This window comes from Streptomyces sp. NPDC048288 (genome assembly GCF_043201555.1).
In the GTDB taxonomy this organism is placed as follows: Bacteria; Actinomycetota; Actinomycetes; order Streptomycetales; family Streptomycetaceae; genus Streptomyces.
The window spans coordinates 277250-293582 of sequence record NZ_JBICZD010000013.1 but is presented as its reverse complement, the minus strand read 5'-3'; the positions used below and the strand labels follow the sequence as shown (position 1 = coordinate 293582).

The window sequence follows — 16333 nt, the reverse complement described above, 5'->3', positions numbered from 1 at the left end:
GGTTCCTCCAAGGCGGGCGCGGCTGCCTAGTACGACTTGGGCAGGCCCAGGGTCTGGTGGGAGACGTAGTTGAGAATCATCTCCCTGCTCACCGGAGCAATACGAGCCACGCGCGCGGCCGTTATCAATGAGGCGAGGCCGAATTCCCGGGTGAGGCCGTTGCCGCCGAGGGTGTGCACGGCCTGGTCGACGGCCCTGACGCACGCCTCCCCCGCCGCGTACTTGGCCATGTTGGCGGCCTCACCTGCGCCGACGTCGTCTCCGGCGTCGTACAGGTGCGCTGCCTTCTGCATCATCAGGCGGGCGAGTTCGAGGTCGATGTGTGCCTGGGCGAGGGGGTGGGCGATGGCCTGGTGGGCGCCGATGGGGGTCTTCCAGACGGTGCGGTCGCGGGCGTACTCGATCGCCTTGGACAGGGCATAGCGGCCCATGCCGATCGCGAACGCGGCCGTCATGATGCGTTCCGGGTTGAGTCCGGCGAACAGTTGCAGCAGGCCGGCGTCCTCGTCGCCGACGAGGGCGTCCGCGGGGAGCCGTACGTCGTCGAGGACCAGTTCGAACTGCTTCTCGGCGGCGTTGAGTTCCATGTCGATCGGGTGTTTCTGGAAGCCCTCCGCATCCGTGGGGACGATGAACAGGCAGGGCTTGAGTCGTCCGGTGCGAGCGTCCTCGGTGCGGCCGACGATCAGGACGGCGTCGGCCATGTCGACGCCGGAGATGAAGACCTTGCGGCCGGTGAGCAGCCAGTCGGCGCCGTCCTTGCGGGCCGTGGTGGTGATGCGGTGGGAGTTGGAGCCGGCGTCGGGTTCGGTGATGCCGAAGGCCATGAGGAGGGAGCCGTCGGCGAGGCCGGGGAGCCAGGCGCGTTTCTGGTCCTCGGTGCCGAAGCGGGAGATCACGGTGCCGCAGATGGCGGGTGAGACGACGAGCATGAGGAGCGGGGAGCCCGCCGCGCCGAGTTCTTCGAGGACGATGGAGAGTTCGGTGATGCCACCGCCTCCGCCACCGTGTTCCTCCGGGAGGTTGACGCCGAGGTAGCCGAGCTTGCCGGCCTCTTGCCAGAGTTCGGTCGGGGGGCGGCCCTCGGCGATGGTGCGGGTGATGTATTCGCGGCCGTATTTGGCGCCGAGGGTGGCTACCGCTGCGCGGAGTGCCTTGTGTTCGTCGGTTTCGATTCGGGGGGGCACTGTGGCTCCTTCGGGTGCGGGTTGTGTGTGGTTGCTCGCGCTCGCGCGGCGGTAGCCGCAAATTCGATGCAGCCCCGCGCCCCTAGAGGGGCGCTTGTACTACCGCCAATAGAGAGCCGGGCTCCACCTGTTGTCCTACGGCCACTCGCAGCTCGGTCAGTGTTCCCGTCGTCGGTGCCGTGATCTGGTGCTGCATCTTCATCGCCTCCAGCCAGAGGAGGGGCTGGCCGGCCTCGACCGCCGCGCCGGCCTCCAGGCCTTCCGCCACCCGTACGACCGTTCCCGGCATCGGTGCCAGCAAGGACCCCGGTGCCAACTGAGCCTTGGCATCGGGGAAGCGGGGCAGGGCGGTGAGGGTCGTGTTGTTGACGTGGACCTGGTCGCCGTAGCTCGACACCTCGAACTTCCGGTGTACGCCGTCCACTTCGAGTACGACCAGACGCGCGCCCGCGTGCACGACGCGTACGCCGTCTGCCGTGAGGCCTTCGCGGGTGTGGCGGTAGTGGACCTCGTGTTCCTCGCCGGCCATCAGGTAGCGCTTGGTCTGGGGCTGGGAGGGGACGTTGCGCCAGCCGCCGAAGCGGGAGCGGCCGTGGGCGTCGGCGAGGGCGGCGGCGAGGGGGGCGTGCGGGTCGGGGGCAGGGGCCGTCAGCTCGGTGAGGTGGCGGTCGTAGAAGCCGGTGTCCATGCGGGCCGCGGTGAACTCCTCGTGGCGCAGGGAGCGGATCAGGAGGTCGCGGTTGGTGGTGGGGCCGTGCAGGGTGGTGTTCTCCAGGGCGTGCGCCAGCTTGCGCAGCGCTTCGGCGCGGGTGGGGGCGTACGCGACGACCTTGGCGAGCATCGCGTCGTAGTGGACGCCGATCTCGTCGCCGTCGGTGTAGCCGGTGTCGAGGCGGACGCTGTCCGGTACGGCGAGGCGGTGCAGGGTGCCGGTCTGGGGCGCCCAGTCGCGGGCGGGGTCCTCGGCGTAGAGGCGGGCCTCTATGGCGTGGCCGCGGGCGGGGGGCGGGTCGAGGGGGAGGGGGTGGCCCTCGGCGACGCGGATCTGTTCCGCGACCAGGTCGACGCCGGACACGGCCTCGGTGACGGGGTGTTCCACCTGGAGGCGGGTGTTCATCTCCAGGAAGTGGGCCCGGCCGTCGGCGACGAGGAACTCGACGGTGCCCGCGCCGACGTACGCGACGGAGCGCGCGGCGCGCACGGCCAGCGCGTACACCTCCTTCACCAGGCCGTCGGGGAGGGCGGGCGCGGGTGCTTCCTCGATCACCTTCTGGTGCCTGCGCTGGAGTGAGCAGTCGCGGGTGCCGAGCGGCCAGACGGTGCCGTGGGTGTCGGCGAGGATCTGCACCTCGACGTGGCGGCCGCGTTCGAGGTAGGGCTCGACGAAGACCTCGCCGTCGCCGAAGGCGCTGGCGGCCTCGGCGCGCGCGCCCTCCAGGGCGGCGCTCAGCTCGTCGAGGCGGCGCACGACGCGCATGCCGCGCCCGCCGCCGCCGGCGGCGGCCTTCACCAGGACCGGCAGGTCGGACTCGGTGACGTCGCCGAGGGGCGCGATGCCCATCAGTTCCTTGGCGCGCGTCTTGGACGCCATCGCCTCGATCGCCTCAGGGGGCGGTCCGATCCAGACCAGGCCGGCGTCGAGGACGGCGCGGGCGAAGTCGGCGTTCTCGGAGAGGAAGCCGTATCCGGGGTGCACGGCGTCCGCGCCGGCGCTCACGGCGGCCTTCACCACCAGGTCGGCGCGCAGGTAGGTGTCGGCGGGCGTGGCGCCGGGCAGCCGTACGGCGGTGTCGGCCACGCGCGCGTGGCGGGCGTTCGCGTCGGCGTCGGAGTGCACGGCGACGGTCCTGATGCCGAGGTCGGCGCAGGTGCGGAAGATCCGGCAGGCGATCTCGCCGCGGTTGGCGACGAGCAGGGTCGAAATCGACGTGGTCGACGTGGTCACGTGGTCCCTCACATCCGGAAGACGCCGAAGCCGCCCCGCGCGCCCTCGTAGGGGGCGGTGTGGAGCGCGGACAGGGCAAGGCCGAGGACGGTGCGGGTGTCGCGCGGGTCGATGACGCCGTCGTCGTACAGCCGCCCGGACAGGAACATCGGCAGCGACTCGGACTCGATCTGCTGCTCGACCATGGCGCGCAGGGCCGCGTCGGCGTCGTCGTCGTAGGGCCGGCCCTTGGCGGCGGCGGACTGGCGGGCGACGATCGAGAGGACGCCGGCGAGCTGCTGCGGGCCCATGACGGCCGACTTGGCGCTGGGCCAGGCGAACAGGAAGCGGGGGTCGTAGGCGCGGCCGCACATGCCGTAGTGGCCGGCGCCGTAGGAGGCGCCCATGAGCAGGGAGATGTGCGGGACGCGGCTGTTGCTGACCGCGTTGATCATCATCGCGCCGTGCTTGATGATGCCGCCCTGCTCGTACTCCTTGCCGACCATGTAGCCGGTGGTGTTGTGGAGGAAGAAGAGGGGGATGTCGCGCTGGTTGGCGAGCTGGATGAACTGGGCGGCCTTCTGGGACTCGGCGGAGAAGAGGACGCCTTGCGCGTTCGCCAGGATGCCGACCGGGTAGCCGTGCAGCGAGGCCCAGCCGGTGGCGAGGCTGGTGCCGTACAGGGGCTTGAACTCGTCGAAGTCGGAGGCGTCGACGAGCCGGGCGATCACCTCGCGCGGGTCGAAGGGGATCTTGAGGTCGCCGGGGACGATGCCCAGGAGTTCCTCCGGGTCGTACTTGGGCGGTGCGGCCGGGGCCGGGTCCGGGTAGGCCTTGCGGTGGTTGAGGCGGGCGACCACCCGTCGGGCCTGGCGCAGCGCGTCCGGTTCGTCGACGGCGAAGTAGTCGGCGAGACCCGACACGCGCGCGTGCATCTCGGCGCCGCCCAGTGACTCGTCGTCGCTCTCCTCGCCGGTGGCCATCTTCACCAGGGGCGGTCCGCCGAGGAAGACCTTGGCGCGTTCCTTGACCATGATCACGTGGTCGGACATGCCGGGGATGTAGGCGCCGCCGGCCGTGGAATTGCCGAAGACGACGGCGACGGTGGGGATTCCGGCGGCCGAGAGCCGGGTCAGGTCGCGGAAGATGGCGCCGCCCGGGATGAAGATCTCCTTCTGCGAGGGCAGGTCGGCGCCGCCGGACTCGACCAGGCTGATGCAGGGCAGCCGGTTGGCGAGGGCGATGTCGTTGGCGCGCAGGGCCTTCTTCAGCGACCAGGGGTTGCTGGCGCCGCCGCGCACGGTCGGGTCGTTGGCGGTGATCAGGCACTCGACGCCCTCGACGGTCCCGATGCCCGTGACGAGCGAGGCGCCGACGGCGTATTCGCTGCCCCAGGCGGCCAGCGGGGACAGCTCCAGGAAGGGCGTGTCGGGGTCGAGGAGGAGTTCGATGCGCTCGCGGGCGAGGAGCTTGCCGCGCTTCCGGTGCCGTGTCACATATTTCTCGCCGCCGCCCGCGAGGGCCTTGGCGTGCTCGGCCTCCAGCTCGGTGAGCTTGGCGAGCATGGCGTCGCGGTTCGCCCGGTAGTCGGGGGTGCGGGTGTCGAGCGTGGTCTCGATGACCGTCACAGCAGGGCCTCCGGGATGTCCAGGTGGCGGGAGCGGAGCCATTCGCCGAGGGCCTTGGCCTGGGGGTCGAAGCGGTGCTGGGCGGCCACCCCCTGGCCGAGGATGCCTTCGACGGTGAAGTTGAGGGCGCGCAGGCCGGGGAGGAGGTGGCGGGTGACGGCCAGCTCCCGGCTCTCCGGGAGGAGCGCGCGGAAGGCGTCGACGGTCAGGGTGTGCGCCAGCCAGCGCCAGGCCTCGTCCGAGCCCACCCAGACGCCGACGTTGGCGTTCCCGCCCTTGTCGCCGCTGCGGGCCCCGGCGACGAGCCCGAGCGGCGCCCGCCGGGTGGGACCCGCGGGAAGCGGCTCGGGCAGGGGTGGTGCGGGCAGGTCCTGGAGTACGAGGGTGTCCTGGGCCGGCGGCACAGGGATCCGTCGCCCGTCATGGAGGACGGCCCTATGGGGCACCTCCTCCTGGGGGACGTACACATCCTCGAAGACCCCATAGGGCGCGCCCTTTCCCGGTGGGGCGAGCACATGGAAGCCGGGGTAGCTGGCGAGTGCCAGTTCCACGGCGGCTCCGCTGAGCGCCCGGCCGACGGCCTCCTGGTCGCGGTCCCGTACGACGAGCCGGAGCAGCGCGCTGGCCGTCTCCTCGGTGTCGGCGTCGGGGCGGTCGGTGCGGACGAGGTCCCAGCGGATCTCCGACGGCGCCTGCTCGGCGTGCGCGAGCGCGTCGCCCATCTGTTCCTGTACGAGGGCCGCCTTCGCCTCGATGTCGAGGCCGGTGAGGACGAAGACGACCTCGTTGCGGAAGCCGCCGAGCCGGTTGCGGCCGACCTTGAGGGCCGGGGGCGGGGCCTCGCCCCGTACGCCCTCGATCCGCACCCGGTCGGGGCCGTCCTGGCTCAGCCGCACGGTGTCGAGGCGGGCGGTGACGTCGGGTCCGGCGTAACGGGCGCCGCCGGTCTCGTACAGGAGCTGGGCGGTCACCGTGCCGACGTCGACGAGGCCGCCGGTGCCGGGGTGCTTGGTGAGGACGCAGCTGCCGTCCTCGTGGAGTTCGGCGAGCGGGAAGCCGGGGCGGCCGAGGTCCCGGCCGGCGGCCCGCGCGGCGGCGAAGAACGCGTAGTTGCCGCCGGTGGCCTGGGTGCCGCACTCCAGGACGTGGCCCGCGACGACGGCGCCCGCGAGCCGGTCGTACTCCCCCGGTCGCCAGCCGAAGTGGGCGGCGGCCGGACCGGTGACCAGGGCCGCGTCGGTGACCCGGCCGGTGACCACGATGTCGGCGCCGGCCCGCAGGCACTCGGCGATCCCGAAGCCGCCGAGGTAGGCGTGGGCGGCGAGGCTGCCGGGGTGGGCGGCGGTGAGGTCGTCGCCCTCCACATGGGCGACGCGCACACTGATGCCGAGCCGGTCGGCCAGCTTCCGTACCGCGTCGGCGAGGCCGGCCGGGTTGAGCCCGCCGGCGTTGGTGACGATCCGCACGCCCCGCTCGTGGGCGAGGCCCAGGCAGTCCTCCAGCTGGCGGAGGAAGGTGCGGGCGTATCCGGCGCCGGGGTCCTTGAGGCGGTCGCGGCCCAGGATGAGCATGGTCAGCTCGGCGAGGTAGTCGCCGGTGAGGACGTCGAGTTCGCCTCCGGTGAGCATCTCGCGCAGCGCGTCGAAGCGGTCGCCGTAGAAGCCGGAGGCGTTGCCTATGCGCAGGGTCACAGGGCGCCGTCCTTCGGGGTGCGGCCGGGTCCCGGGGGGCCCGCGAAGGCCTGGGCGATGTCCAGCCAGCGGTCGGCGTCGGGGCCCTCGGCGCGCAGGGCGAGGTCGGCGCGGTGGGCGCGCTGGGTGACCAGCAGGCAGAAGTCCAGGGCGGGGCCGGTGACGCGGTCGTCGGCGTCCTCGGGGCCGTACGTCCACAGCCCGCCGGACGGGGCGGTCAGTTCGACGCGGAACTCCTCGAACGGCACGGGCAGTCCGTGCACGCCGAAGGCGAAGTCGCGGGTGCGGACGCCGAGGCGGGCGATGTGCCGGAGCCGGTCGGTGGGGGTGCGGGTCACTCCCAGCGCGTCCGCGATGTCCAGGCCGTGCGCCCAGGTCTCCATCAACCGGGCGGTGGCCATGGAGGCGACCGACATAGGGGGGCCGTACCAGGGGAAACGCGCTCGCTCGGGCGCCGCGCGCAGCGCCTCGGCCAGGGCTTCGCGCCCGGCCCGCCAGTCCGCAAGCAGCCGGGCGGGGGGCTTCGCGGCCCCGTCCTCCGCCCCGTTGTCCACGAAGTCCCCGGGCGCGGTCAGCGCCTTCTCGACCTCGCGGGCGAAGGCGTCCTGGTCGGTGACGGCGAGCAGCGAGGAGTGGTCGGTCCAGGCGAGGTGGGCGATCTGGTGAGCGACGGTCCAGCGGGGCGCGGGGGTGTCGAGAGCCCACTGGTCGGCTCCCAACTCGGCCACCAGCCGGTCGAGTTCCGCGCTCTCCTCACGCAGGTCGTCGATGACGGGCGTCGGATCGGACATGGGGAGGAGCATGGCAGCGGCACCAGAAACAATCAAGCACGCTTGCATGAATTTGCCGTACGCAGCCCGAAGCAGGGGATTCCCCTGGGGCTGCCCGGCGCCCCACAGGTGTGCCCATGCCCTATGTTCGATGCGAACATACGGCGATGGAGTGATGTGTGAGGCGTGCGGGACGTGCGGAGGGCAGATGAACTCGCCGTGGGGGCGGACGCGACGCTCGTCGTAGACCCCGCGTCAGCCGGTCACCCGGCGGCCGGTCATCCGGCGCCCGGTCATCCGGCGGCCGAGGACGCGCCTGTGCGTGAACTCCCCCGCTTCTGGCCGCTGCTCCTCGTGGCCGCCGCCGTCGTCCCGGGTACCGCGCTCTTCCTGCTCGGCCAGGGCGTGAGCAAGGCCGCGCTGCAGGCCTGGCAGACGGTGTGTCTCGCCGTGATCGTGCAGGCGACGCCGTTCCTGCTGCTGGGTACGGCGCTGTCGGGGGCGATCAACGCGTTCGTGCCGGAGCGGGTGTTCACCCGGATGCTGCCCAGACGGCCCGCGCTGGCGGTGCCGGTCGCGGGGCTGGCCGGGGTGGTGCTGCCGGGGTGCGAGTGCGCGTCGGTGCCGGTGGCGAACAGCCTGATCGGGCGCGGGGTCACGCCGGCCGCCGCGTTCGCGTTCCTGCTCTCCGCGCCCGCCATCAACCCGGTCGTGCTGACCGCCACCGCCATCGCCTTCCCCGGCACGCCCCTGATGGTGCTGGCCCGGCTGCTCGCCTCGCTGGTCACCGCCGCCGTGATGGGCTGGCTGTGGCTCTGGCTGGGCCGGGAGGAGTGGCTGCGGCCGGCGGTGCGGCACACCGGGCACCAGCCGGGACGGCACCGCTGGACGGAGTTCCGGCGCGCCTTCCAGCACGACTTCCTCCAGGCGGGCGGGTTCCTGGTGGTCGGCGCCATGGCCGCGGCCACCTTCAATGTGGCGGTACCGCGTTCGGTGCTGGACACCTTCGCCGGTTCGCCCTGGCTGTCGGTGCTGTTCCTGGCCGCGCTGGCGATCATCCTGGCGGTGTGTTCGGAGGCGGACGCGTTCGTGGCGTCCTCGCTGACCGGTTTCTCGCCCACCGCCCGGCTGGCGTTCATGGTGGTCGGCCCCATGGTCGACCTCAAGCTGATCGCGTTGCAGGCGGGCACGTTCGGCCGGGCCTTCGCGGCCCGCTTCTCGGCCGCCACCACGGTCGTCGCGGTCCTGTGCAGTGTGCTGGTCGGAGGGGTGCTGCTGTGAGACGTCCGCTCCAGGTGACCCTGCTGGTCCTCTGCGGCCTGGGTCTACTGCACGCCTCGCTCTTCACCGACCTGTGCCTGCGCTACGTCAAGCCCGGGATGCGCCCGCTGCTGGTCGTGTCCGGGGTAGTGCTGCTGGTGCTGGGCATCGCGGAGGCGGCGACGCGGGAGGGGAGAAAGGGGCACGGAAGGCACGGGGGCCAGGCACATGGTGACTCCGCACATGGGAGCCACACACATGGAGGCCACGCACATGGGAGCCACGCACATGGGGGCCACGCACATGGTTCCGGACCACACGCCGAGGCCGGGCAGCACCATGGGGCGGACGCACACGCCGGCCATGACCACTCCGCCGTCCCCCGCGTCGCCTGGCTGCTGCTGCTCCCGGCGCTGAGCCTGCTCTTCTACGCCCCGCCGGCGCTCGGCGCGTACACCGCCTCCCGGCAGCCCGCCAAGGTGGTGGCGGAGCAGGACGACTTCGATCCGCTGCCGAAGACCTCGCCGCTGCCCATCACGCTCACGGACTTCACCACCCGGGTGCAGCAGGACCGCACGCTCGCCATCAAGGGGCGCACGGTGCGGATGAGCGGTCTGGTCACGCCGGTCGCCGGGGGCGGGAGCTGGGACCTGACGCGGATCATCATCTCCTGCTGCGCGGCCGACGCGCAGTCCGTGAAGGTCCGGATCTACAGCGACAGCATCCCGCCCGCCAACACCTGGGTGTCCGTCACCGGGAACTGGCATCCGGGCGGGAAGCTGGGCACGAAGTCCGCGCCGGTCGCGCTGGACGCCCGGACCACGAAGAAGATCCAGCGGCCGTCCAACGGCTATCAGGACGCGCTGCCGTTCCCCTCCGGCTGAGAGCTCGCCACCGGCTCCGGCCGCACCCCGGCCACCTGCTCCGGCTGGGCGCCGATCACCGGTACCGGCTCCGCCCGCGGGCCGGTCGCCGGCCGTCGGCCGCGGCCCACCTGGGAGCGGACCGCGCCGATGCTCGCCGCGATGACCAGGGCGATGGCGGCCGCCTCGGTGGCGGTCAGTGCCTGGTCGAGGATGAGGAAGCCGGCGGTGGCGGCGATGGCCGGTTCCAGGCTCATCAGGACGGCGAAGGTGTGGGCGGGCAGCCGGCGCAGGGCGAGCAGTTCGAGGGTGTAGGGCAGGACGGAGGAGAGGACCGCGACCGAGGAGCCGAGGGCGAGGGTGGTCGGGTTCAGCAGCTTGGTGCCGGCCTCGGCGATGCCCAGCGGGAGGAAGAGCAGGGCCGCGACCGCCATGGCCAGTGCGAGACCGTCGGCCTGCGGGAAGCGGCGGCCCGTGCGGGCGCTGAAGATGATGTAGGTGGCCCACATGGCGCCGGCCCCCAGGGCGAGGACGACACCTATGGGGTCGAGGTCGCCGAATCCCCCGCCGCCGAGGAGGAAGACGCCGGCCAGCGCCAGTCCCGCCCAGAGCAGGTTGATGAGGCGCCGGGAGGCCACCACGGAGAGGGCCAGCGGGCCGAGGACCTCCAGGGTGACGGCGGTGCCCAGCGGGATGCGGTCGACGGCCTCGTAGAAGAGGCCGTTCATCGCGCCCATGGTGATGCCGAAGACGATCACTGTGCCCCAGTCGGTGCGGGAGTGGCCGCGCAGCCGGGGCCGGCAGACGACGAGCAGGACCACGGCGGCGGCGAACAGCCGCAGGGTCACCACGCCGAGGGCGCCGGCCCTGGGCATCAGGGTCACCGCGAGGGCGGCACCGAACTGCACGGAGATCCCGCCGGCCAGCACCAGGCCGACGGGACCGAACGAGCCGAGCCGTCCCGGGACACCGGTGGCGGCGGGCGTGGGCGTCGACGTCGGCTGTGAGGTGCTGGGGGTGGTCACGGGCGGTCCAGGAGGGTAGCTGTTCATTACGATGCACTTCTTAGTCCAGGGTAGTGGACTTCGACAGGCGCGTGAACCCCTTATGGAACTGTCCTGGATGGTGAGATGCGTGGCCCGCCGGCCACCGTCAGGTGGTGACCTCCTCGCCGTTCGCGTTCCAGGCCCGGGTGAACCCCGGTACGTCCGAGGAGGCGAACACGGTCACCATGCCCGGCAGGTACTCGACATGCCCGGCGACCTGGTCATCGGGCGCGGGCGGGAACAGGACGTCGAGGTGGTCTCCCGAGGACAGTTCGTACTCCATGCCCGAAGGCTCGAACTGCACGGTGAGCGGCCCCTCGTAGGCGCTGATTCGGATACGCATCGGCTACCGGTTCCCCACTGGACGACACGTTCGGCCCCGCCCCGGGCGCGGGGCGGGGCCGAACGGCAGTGAAACGAGTCTTCAGGTGACCAAAAGCTACTTCACGTCGACGTAGTCGCCGGTCGCCGTCGAGGCGCCGGTGGTGGCGTTGGTCGCGAACGAGTAGCGGTAGTACCCGTCGGCCGTGGCCTTGACCGTGGTCTTGAGGGCGCCGCCGGTGCCGGCGGTGATGGTCTTGAGGGTGGTGTAGGTGGTGCTGCTCTTCTTGCGGTACTGCAGCTGCACCTTCTGCGACGCGTAGCCGGAGTACTTGCCGGTGTTCCAGTCGGCGCGCGTCAGCTTGCCGGTGACGGTGATGGTCTTGCCCTTCTTCACCGGCTCCGGGGTGGCGTCGACGGTCAGCTTGGAGGCCTTCTTGATCTTGCCGGTGCCGATGTTGTCGTCGAAGCTGTTGCTCTCGGACAGGTCCTCGCCGCCGATGGCAAGCTTCCAGGTGCCGGCGGCGCCGTTGCCCGGCATGTCGGCGGCCGCGTCGATGTTGAAGACGGCCTTGCAGCTGTAGACGCCGGTCTGGGTGGTCGACTCGGTGCAGACCGGGTCGTCGTCGGTGCCCAGGGCGCCGGTGATGGTGTCCGTGCTGGAGGGGTCGGTGCCCTGCCAGAGGAAGGCCTCCGTGACCGCGACGCCACTGGAGCTGGTGGCGGTGTACGTCGCGGTGACGGACTTCTTCGTGGTGGTGCCGAGGACGATGTCCTTGCCGCCGTTGACGACGCCCTTGGAGAAGGCGATGCTCCCGATTCCGGTCTTCGGCCGGACGGTCTGCGCGGAGTTCGTGGCGTGCGCGGTGTGCGCGGCCGACGCGGTGTTCGCGGAGAAGGAGCTGAGCCGCGCCTTCGCGCTCGGGTTCGACGCCGCCTGGGCGGCCACCGGGACAGCGAGCGCGGAGAGTGCGACCGCACCGGACAGAACGGTGGCCGCGACGCGTATACGCATGTGAATCCCCCTGGGATCGCGAGGGGCCCGGCGAGTCGCCCCCGGCCGAGCCCATTGGCGTACGCAGCCTACGAAGAGGATGGAGGATCCTTGAAGATCCCTTGTGCAATAGGTGTGTAACAAGGCCGATGTGACGGGCACTCACCGGAGTCGCGGCCCGTCCGGGCGCCGGATGCCCCGGACCCTCATGTGTGTACGCCCTTGACGAGGACCGCTCTTCCGTGTGTGTACGGATCGGCCCCTGCCGCCTCGAATCCCGCCGAGGCCAGAATTCCGGCGAGGGCGTCGGCCATGCGCTGGACGACAGTCTCGTGATGCCGGAGCACCGGAGGGATGTTTGAGAAGCCGCCCTTTTCGAGAAGGTCCACCGCAGCGGCTCTCAGGTCCTCACCCGTACGCCATGCGACAAGGACGCCACCGTCGGTGGACGGGTCGACGTGCACGCGTGTGCCGGACGTCCCGGGTGACGAGTCGCCTTCGGCGTCGCCCCGGTGGACGGGAAGCCCGCCCCGCTCCAGTTCCCGGCACACCTTGTCGGCCGGCGCGTTCCGTGCGGCGATGACGTCCGGTGATGCTTTCGGCGGGATGCCGAATCCGCTTCCGCCCACTCGCTTCTCACTCTCTTTCACCCTGCTCTTCCTCTCTTTCACCCTGCTCTTCGCAGGTCCTGGTGCGACGGGGCGGAGCATCCTGCCCGCGCCCGGAAAACCGTTCGCGCCCCGGGAGCCTTCGAGCGGAGACTGGTGGGGCGAACACATCGAACAGCTTCCCCGAGAACCGTGTGCCCCCCGTCACCCACAGGGGCATGCAGGGCTGGGACGAACTCGACCCGGGCCGGAACCCGTTCGCCTGGGACGAGGACGAGGAGGCCCATCTCCGCTCGCTGGTCCGCGAGTGGGTGCCGCCCGTGCTCTCCGGTATGGCCGGCTGGTGGCAGGGGGAACACTGGTGCGAACGCCAGGTCGACGCGATCGTCCGGGAGCGCTACGGCAGCTGGGCCCGGGGATGGAACTGGTGCCACCGGTACGGCGGCCCCATCGGCAGCTGGGTCACCGGGCCGAGTTCGGTGACGACCCCGGACGAGACCGCGGCACGTGTCGTGGCCGCGCTGTTGGAGTGGCGGGAGTGGCTGGAACGCATGGCCGAGCGCTTCGCCGAACTGGCGCCGCCGCCGGACGCCTCGCCCGAGGACCGCAGCTGGCACCTGGAGCGGGCCTGCGTCCGGCTGGTGACGTACGCGCTGGACTGCTCCGGAGCGGAGGGGGGCTGGCACGGGCAGGCGGCGCTGGTTCTGTGCTGGTTCCTCACCTCCACCGGCATGGACCGGGCCGAGGCCGCGCGAGCGGTGGACAGCGCGATCGGCGGCCGGTTCAAGAGCTGGGTCCCCCCTGAACAGACGCTGATCGATTCCGTCGGCGACGACCTCGCCGTCGGCCTCACCGGCCATGCCCCCTACCGGGACCATCGGGAGAGGGCGGCCCTGGAGGATCTCCATGACCGCTCCTGACAGCCTGTCGGTCTGGCTGCGCGTGCGCCGTGAGGCCGAGTGGCGGCACGCACCGGTTCTCCGGCGGGTCCCGTCCGGGAGTGACGGGTTCCGGACCTGGTGCGAAGGGCCGGTGCGCCGGCGCGACCCCGTTCGCGCCGAACGTCTGCTCGCCGCCCACGCCTTGGCCCTGGCCGATGCCGCACGCCTTGTCCCGCTGAGCTTCGCCGTGCTGTCCGGCTGGCAGCGCGAGATCCTCGGCGGACCGCAGGCGCCGTTCCGCGCGAACGACGCCTATGCGAAGGCCGGCCGCGAGCGCTACGGCCTGACCCCGCGCACCCGGGCCGACTTCGCGTCCTGCCTGCGCGAGACGACCGACCCGGACCTCCCGCTGGCGGCCCGCGCGGCCCGCGTGTACCTCGACGTGGCGTTCTTCCACCCGTTCGCCGACGGCAACGCCCGCGCCGCCCTGGTGGCCCTGGTGCACGTGCTGGCTCGGGAGGGCATCGTCCTTCCCGAGGTCGGCCCTCTCCAGACCACCCGCTACGCGGACGACCCGGCGGGCGCGGCCGACCTTGCGACTCTCATCGGGGTGCTCAACCGCCGCCGGCTCTGAAGCCTTCACCTTCTTGAGCCGTCCGGGGGCGGTTCAGATGCCGGGCCAGGGCTCCTCGTCGCGGAACAGGGGGCGGCCGTCGGGGAGTGTGGTGGGCACATCGGCCCCGTAGGCGGGCTGTATGTGGGCCTCGTACATGGGTTGGGGCCATAGCCCCGCGGCCGCGTACACGTTGTAGTCGTACATGTTCCCGTACGGCTGCTGGTAAGCGTACCCGTCGCCCTGGGGCGCCCCCACTCCCACCCCCACGGCCTCTGCCGCGGGTGCCGGTGCCGGGCCGCCCTGTTGTACGAACAGCGGCAGGCGCAGTTCGCCGGTGTCCATGATCGCGTTGTTCTGGGAGCGGTGCAGGCGGGAGTAGGCGCCGCCGCGGGCGAGGAGTTCGTCGTGGCGGCCGGTCTCGACGATACGGCCGCCGTCGACGACGAGGATGCGGTCGGCGTCGGGGGCGAGGTTGAGGTCGTGGGTGATCATGATGGTCGTCCGGCCGGTCATCAGGCGGCGCAGCGGTTTGACGACCCGGCGTGCGGCCATCGCGTCCAGGCCGGTGGTCGGTTCGTCGAGGACGAGGACGGGGGCGTCGCGCAGGATCGCGCGGGCGATGGCCAGGCGCTGGAGCTGGCCGCCGGACAGCCGGGCCGAGTTGGGGTCGATCCTGGTGTCGTAGCCGTCGGGGAGCCGGACGATGAAGTCGTGCGCGTCGGCGGCCTTCGCGGCGTCCTCGATGGCCTGGTCGCTGGCGCCGGGGCGGCCGCAGGCGATGTTGGCGCGGACGGTGTCATGCAGGACGAGCGTCTCCTGGGGCAGCAGGGTGACGTACTCGCGCAGGCGGGCCAGCGGGAAGTCGCGGAGGGGGACGCCGTCGAGGAGGACCTCGCCGCTGTCGGGGTCGTAGAAGCGCAGCAGCATCTTGGAGACGGTGGACTTGCCGGCGCCGCTGGGCCCGGTGATGATCACGAGTTCGCCGGGGCTGACGGCGAAGGAGAGGCCCTCCAGGGCGGTCTTGTCGGCGCCGGGGTAGCGGAAGCCGACCTCGCGGACCTCGATGGCGCCGTCGGGGCGGCCGGAGTCGGTGCCGCGGCGGGGGTCGGTGACCGAGGGCCGCACGTCGAGGATCTCGATCAGCCGTTCCGCGCCCGCCGTGGCGGCGGTGATGGTGAGGCCGAGCTGGGCGAGGCCGCGCACCGGCGGGTAGAGGTAGCCGAGGAAGGCGGAGAAGGCGAGGAGCTGGCCGAGGGTCATGCGGCCGGTGGAGATCTCCCAGGCGCCGATGCCGATCACCGCGAGGACGCAGACGGTCTCGATGACCGCGACGAGCTGTTCGTAGGCCTCGTTCAGGCGGGTGGAGCGGACGGAGGCGCGGAACCAGGCGCCGGCCTCCTCGTTCAGCCGGCGGCGTTCGGCGTCGCGGCGGTCGTACGCCTGGGTGAGCACGATGTTGCCGAGGGACTCCTCGACGACGGAGGTGATCGCGCCGTCGGCGACCCGGCCCTCCCGGGACACGTCCTTGATGGAGCTGGAGAAGCGGCGGGCGGCCAGCCAGAACAGGGGGGCGAGGACGAAGGTGGCGGCGGCCAGGTCCCAGCGCAGCCAGAAGGCGGCGGCCGCGTAGAAGACCGCGCTGAACAGGGCGGACGCGGCCCCGACGAGTCCGGAGACGACCATGGTCTCGATGGCGTCGACGTCGCTGGTCAGGCGGGAGAGCAGGTCGCCCTGGCGGTGGCGCTGGAAGAAGTGCGGGGGCAGCTGCTGGACGTGGTCGAAGACGTGTTCGCGCAGCCGCATGACGAAGCGTTCGGTGGTCCAGGCGGCGAGGGAGTTGCCGGCGTACGTGACGATCGCGCCGACGATCGCGATCGCCAGCCATTTCCCGGCCGGGCTCCAGAAGGCGCTCAGCGAGCCCTTCTGCAGGGCGTGGTCGGTGAGGTCGCTGAAGAGCAGGATGGCCTCGGTCTCGGCGAGCGCGGCGATCACCGTGCACACCCAGACGATCATCAGCCACTTGCGCAGGCCCGCGGTCAGCGGCCAGAAGCGGCGGAACGCGACACGGGCCGGGATGGTGGGCGTGTACTCGTCGTCGTCCTCGTCCCCGTCCTCGTATTCCGAGTCGTCGACTTCGTACTCGTATTCTGCGCCCTCGCTCTCCTTCGCACGCATTTCACACCACCTCCACCGTCCGACGCGGAATTACTTGAATTGCAGGAGCGAAAAAGGACCGACGGCGAACCGTCGGTCCTTTTTACGGCTGACTCAGCTGTCCTGGCCGGGGATCGGCTTCGGAGCCGGCTTCGGAGCCTTCTTCTTGGGCTTCGGCGGCGGCGGGGGCAGCTGCTTCTTGGGCTTGGGGGGCAGCGGGGCGAGCTTCTTGAGGCTCATTCCGACTCCTTGAGAGTTCGAAGTGCAAGTGGTGCGGGATGGTACGAGAATTCTCTTGGGCAACGTACGGGGATTTCGGATCGTCATCCTCGGCAATCCCCGCCGCCCGACACCGATGAACTTACACGGCCCAAATCCCAAGGGACGGCA

15 protein-coding genes are annotated in these 16333 nt (G+C 71.5%); 4 read left to right on the top strand and 11 right to left on the bottom strand.

The annotated features are described in order from the left end of the window. Positions 1–26 precede the first annotated feature (26 nt). The 5 genes from ACGFZS_RS39135 to ACGFZS_RS39115 all read right to left on the bottom strand — a co-directional run bounded on the left by ACGFZS_RS39135 (position 27) and on the right by ACGFZS_RS39115 (position 7221). The gene (locus tag ACGFZS_RS39135) at positions 27–1187 is read right to left on the bottom strand and encodes an acyl-CoA dehydrogenase family protein (protein ID WP_393799103.1); all 1161 of its coding nucleotides are present in this window, start codon (positions 1185–1187) and stop codon (positions 27–29) included. A gap of 82 nt (positions 1188–1269) precedes the next feature. After that, positions 1270–3132 (bottom strand): biotin carboxylase N-terminal domain-containing protein, encoded by a 1863-nt coding sequence (locus ACGFZS_RS39130; protein ID WP_393799102.1) that lies wholly within the window; start codon positions 3130–3132, stop codon positions 1270–1272. Between the two features lie 8 nt (positions 3133–3140). Beyond that, a complete protein-coding gene (locus ACGFZS_RS39125; RefSeq protein ID WP_393799101.1) occupies positions 3141–4739 on the bottom strand; it encodes an acyl-CoA carboxylase subunit beta in 1599 nt (532 codons plus the stop codon). Then, complete coding sequence (locus ACGFZS_RS39120; RefSeq protein WP_393799100.1) at positions 4736–6430, bottom strand: acyclic terpene utilization AtuA family protein; 1695 nt, start codon at positions 6428–6430, stop codon at positions 4736–4738. The genes ACGFZS_RS39125 and ACGFZS_RS39120 overlap by 4 nt, the downstream gene beginning before the upstream one ends. Then, positions 6427–7221: a TIGR03084 family metal-binding protein gene (locus ACGFZS_RS39115; RefSeq protein WP_393799099.1), complete on the bottom strand. Its 795-nt coding sequence runs from the start codon at positions 7219–7221 to the stop codon at positions 6427–6429. Before ACGFZS_RS39115 ends, ACGFZS_RS39120 begins: the two co-directional genes overlap by 4 nt. A gap of 297 nt (positions 7222–7518) precedes the next feature. Between ACGFZS_RS39115 and ACGFZS_RS39110 the strand changes: the two genes are divergently transcribed. Together ACGFZS_RS39110 and ACGFZS_RS39105 are read left to right on the top strand one after the other, a co-directional pair. Then, entirely contained in the window at positions 7519–8481 is a 963-nt protein-coding gene (locus tag ACGFZS_RS39110) for a permease (protein WP_393799098.1), read from the top strand. Further along, entirely contained in the window at positions 8478–9344 is an 867-nt protein-coding gene (locus ACGFZS_RS39105; protein WP_393799097.1) for a TIGR03943 family putative permease subunit, read from the top strand. Before ACGFZS_RS39110 ends, ACGFZS_RS39105 begins: the two co-directional genes overlap by 4 nt. Here ACGFZS_RS39105 and ACGFZS_RS39100 read toward each other — a convergent pair. The 4 genes from ACGFZS_RS39100 to ACGFZS_RS39085 all read right to left on the bottom strand — a co-directional run bounded on the left by ACGFZS_RS39100 (position 9314) and on the right by ACGFZS_RS39085 (position 12355). Continuing rightward, positions 9314–10348: a DMT family transporter gene (locus tag ACGFZS_RS39100; protein ID WP_393799096.1), complete on the bottom strand. Its 1035-nt coding sequence runs from the start codon at positions 10346–10348 to the stop codon at positions 9314–9316. The two genes, ACGFZS_RS39105 and ACGFZS_RS39100, sit on opposite strands and share 31 nt — an antisense overlap. A gap of 127 nt (positions 10349–10475) precedes the next feature. Further along, positions 10476–10712 carry a hypothetical protein gene (locus ACGFZS_RS39095; RefSeq protein ID WP_393799095.1) on the bottom strand — a complete coding sequence of 79 codons (237 nt, stop codon included), beginning with the start codon at positions 10710–10712 and terminating at the stop codon, positions 10476–10478. A 96-nt stretch (positions 10713–10808) separates the two neighbouring features. Further along, positions 10809–11705: a hypothetical protein gene (locus tag ACGFZS_RS39090; RefSeq protein WP_393799094.1), complete on the bottom strand. Its 897-nt coding sequence runs from the start codon at positions 11703–11705 to the stop codon at positions 10809–10811. A 185-nt stretch (positions 11706–11890) separates the two neighbouring features. Further along, complete coding sequence (locus ACGFZS_RS39085; RefSeq protein ID WP_393799093.1) at positions 11891–12355, bottom strand: hypothetical protein; 465 nt, start codon at positions 12353–12355, stop codon at positions 11891–11893. Between the two features lie 155 nt (positions 12356–12510). Here ACGFZS_RS39085 and ACGFZS_RS39080 point away from each other — a divergent pair, with 155 nt between their 5' ends. Beyond that, positions 12511–13212 (top strand): hypothetical protein, encoded by a 702-nt coding sequence (locus tag ACGFZS_RS39080; RefSeq protein WP_393799092.1) that lies wholly within the window; start codon positions 12511–12513, stop codon positions 13210–13212. After that, a complete protein-coding gene (locus ACGFZS_RS39075; protein ID WP_393799091.1) occupies positions 13199–13807 on the top strand; it encodes a Fic family protein in 609 nt (202 codons plus the stop codon). Before ACGFZS_RS39080 ends, ACGFZS_RS39075 begins: the two co-directional genes overlap by 14 nt. A 33-nt stretch (positions 13808–13840) precedes the next feature. Here ACGFZS_RS39075 and ACGFZS_RS39070 read toward each other — a convergent pair whose 3' ends face one another. Both ACGFZS_RS39070 and ACGFZS_RS39065 read right to left on the bottom strand, forming a co-directional pair. Further along, complete coding sequence (locus ACGFZS_RS39070; protein WP_393799090.1) at positions 13841–15964, bottom strand: ABC transporter ATP-binding protein; 2124 nt, start codon at positions 15962–15964, stop codon at positions 13841–13843. A gap of 93 nt (positions 15965–16057) precedes the next feature. Next, positions 16058–16183, bottom strand: coding sequence for a hypothetical protein (locus ACGFZS_RS39065; protein ID WP_393799089.1), 126 nt, complete (start codon positions 16181–16183; stop codon positions 16058–16060). Between the last annotated feature and the right edge of the window lie 150 nt (positions 16184–16333).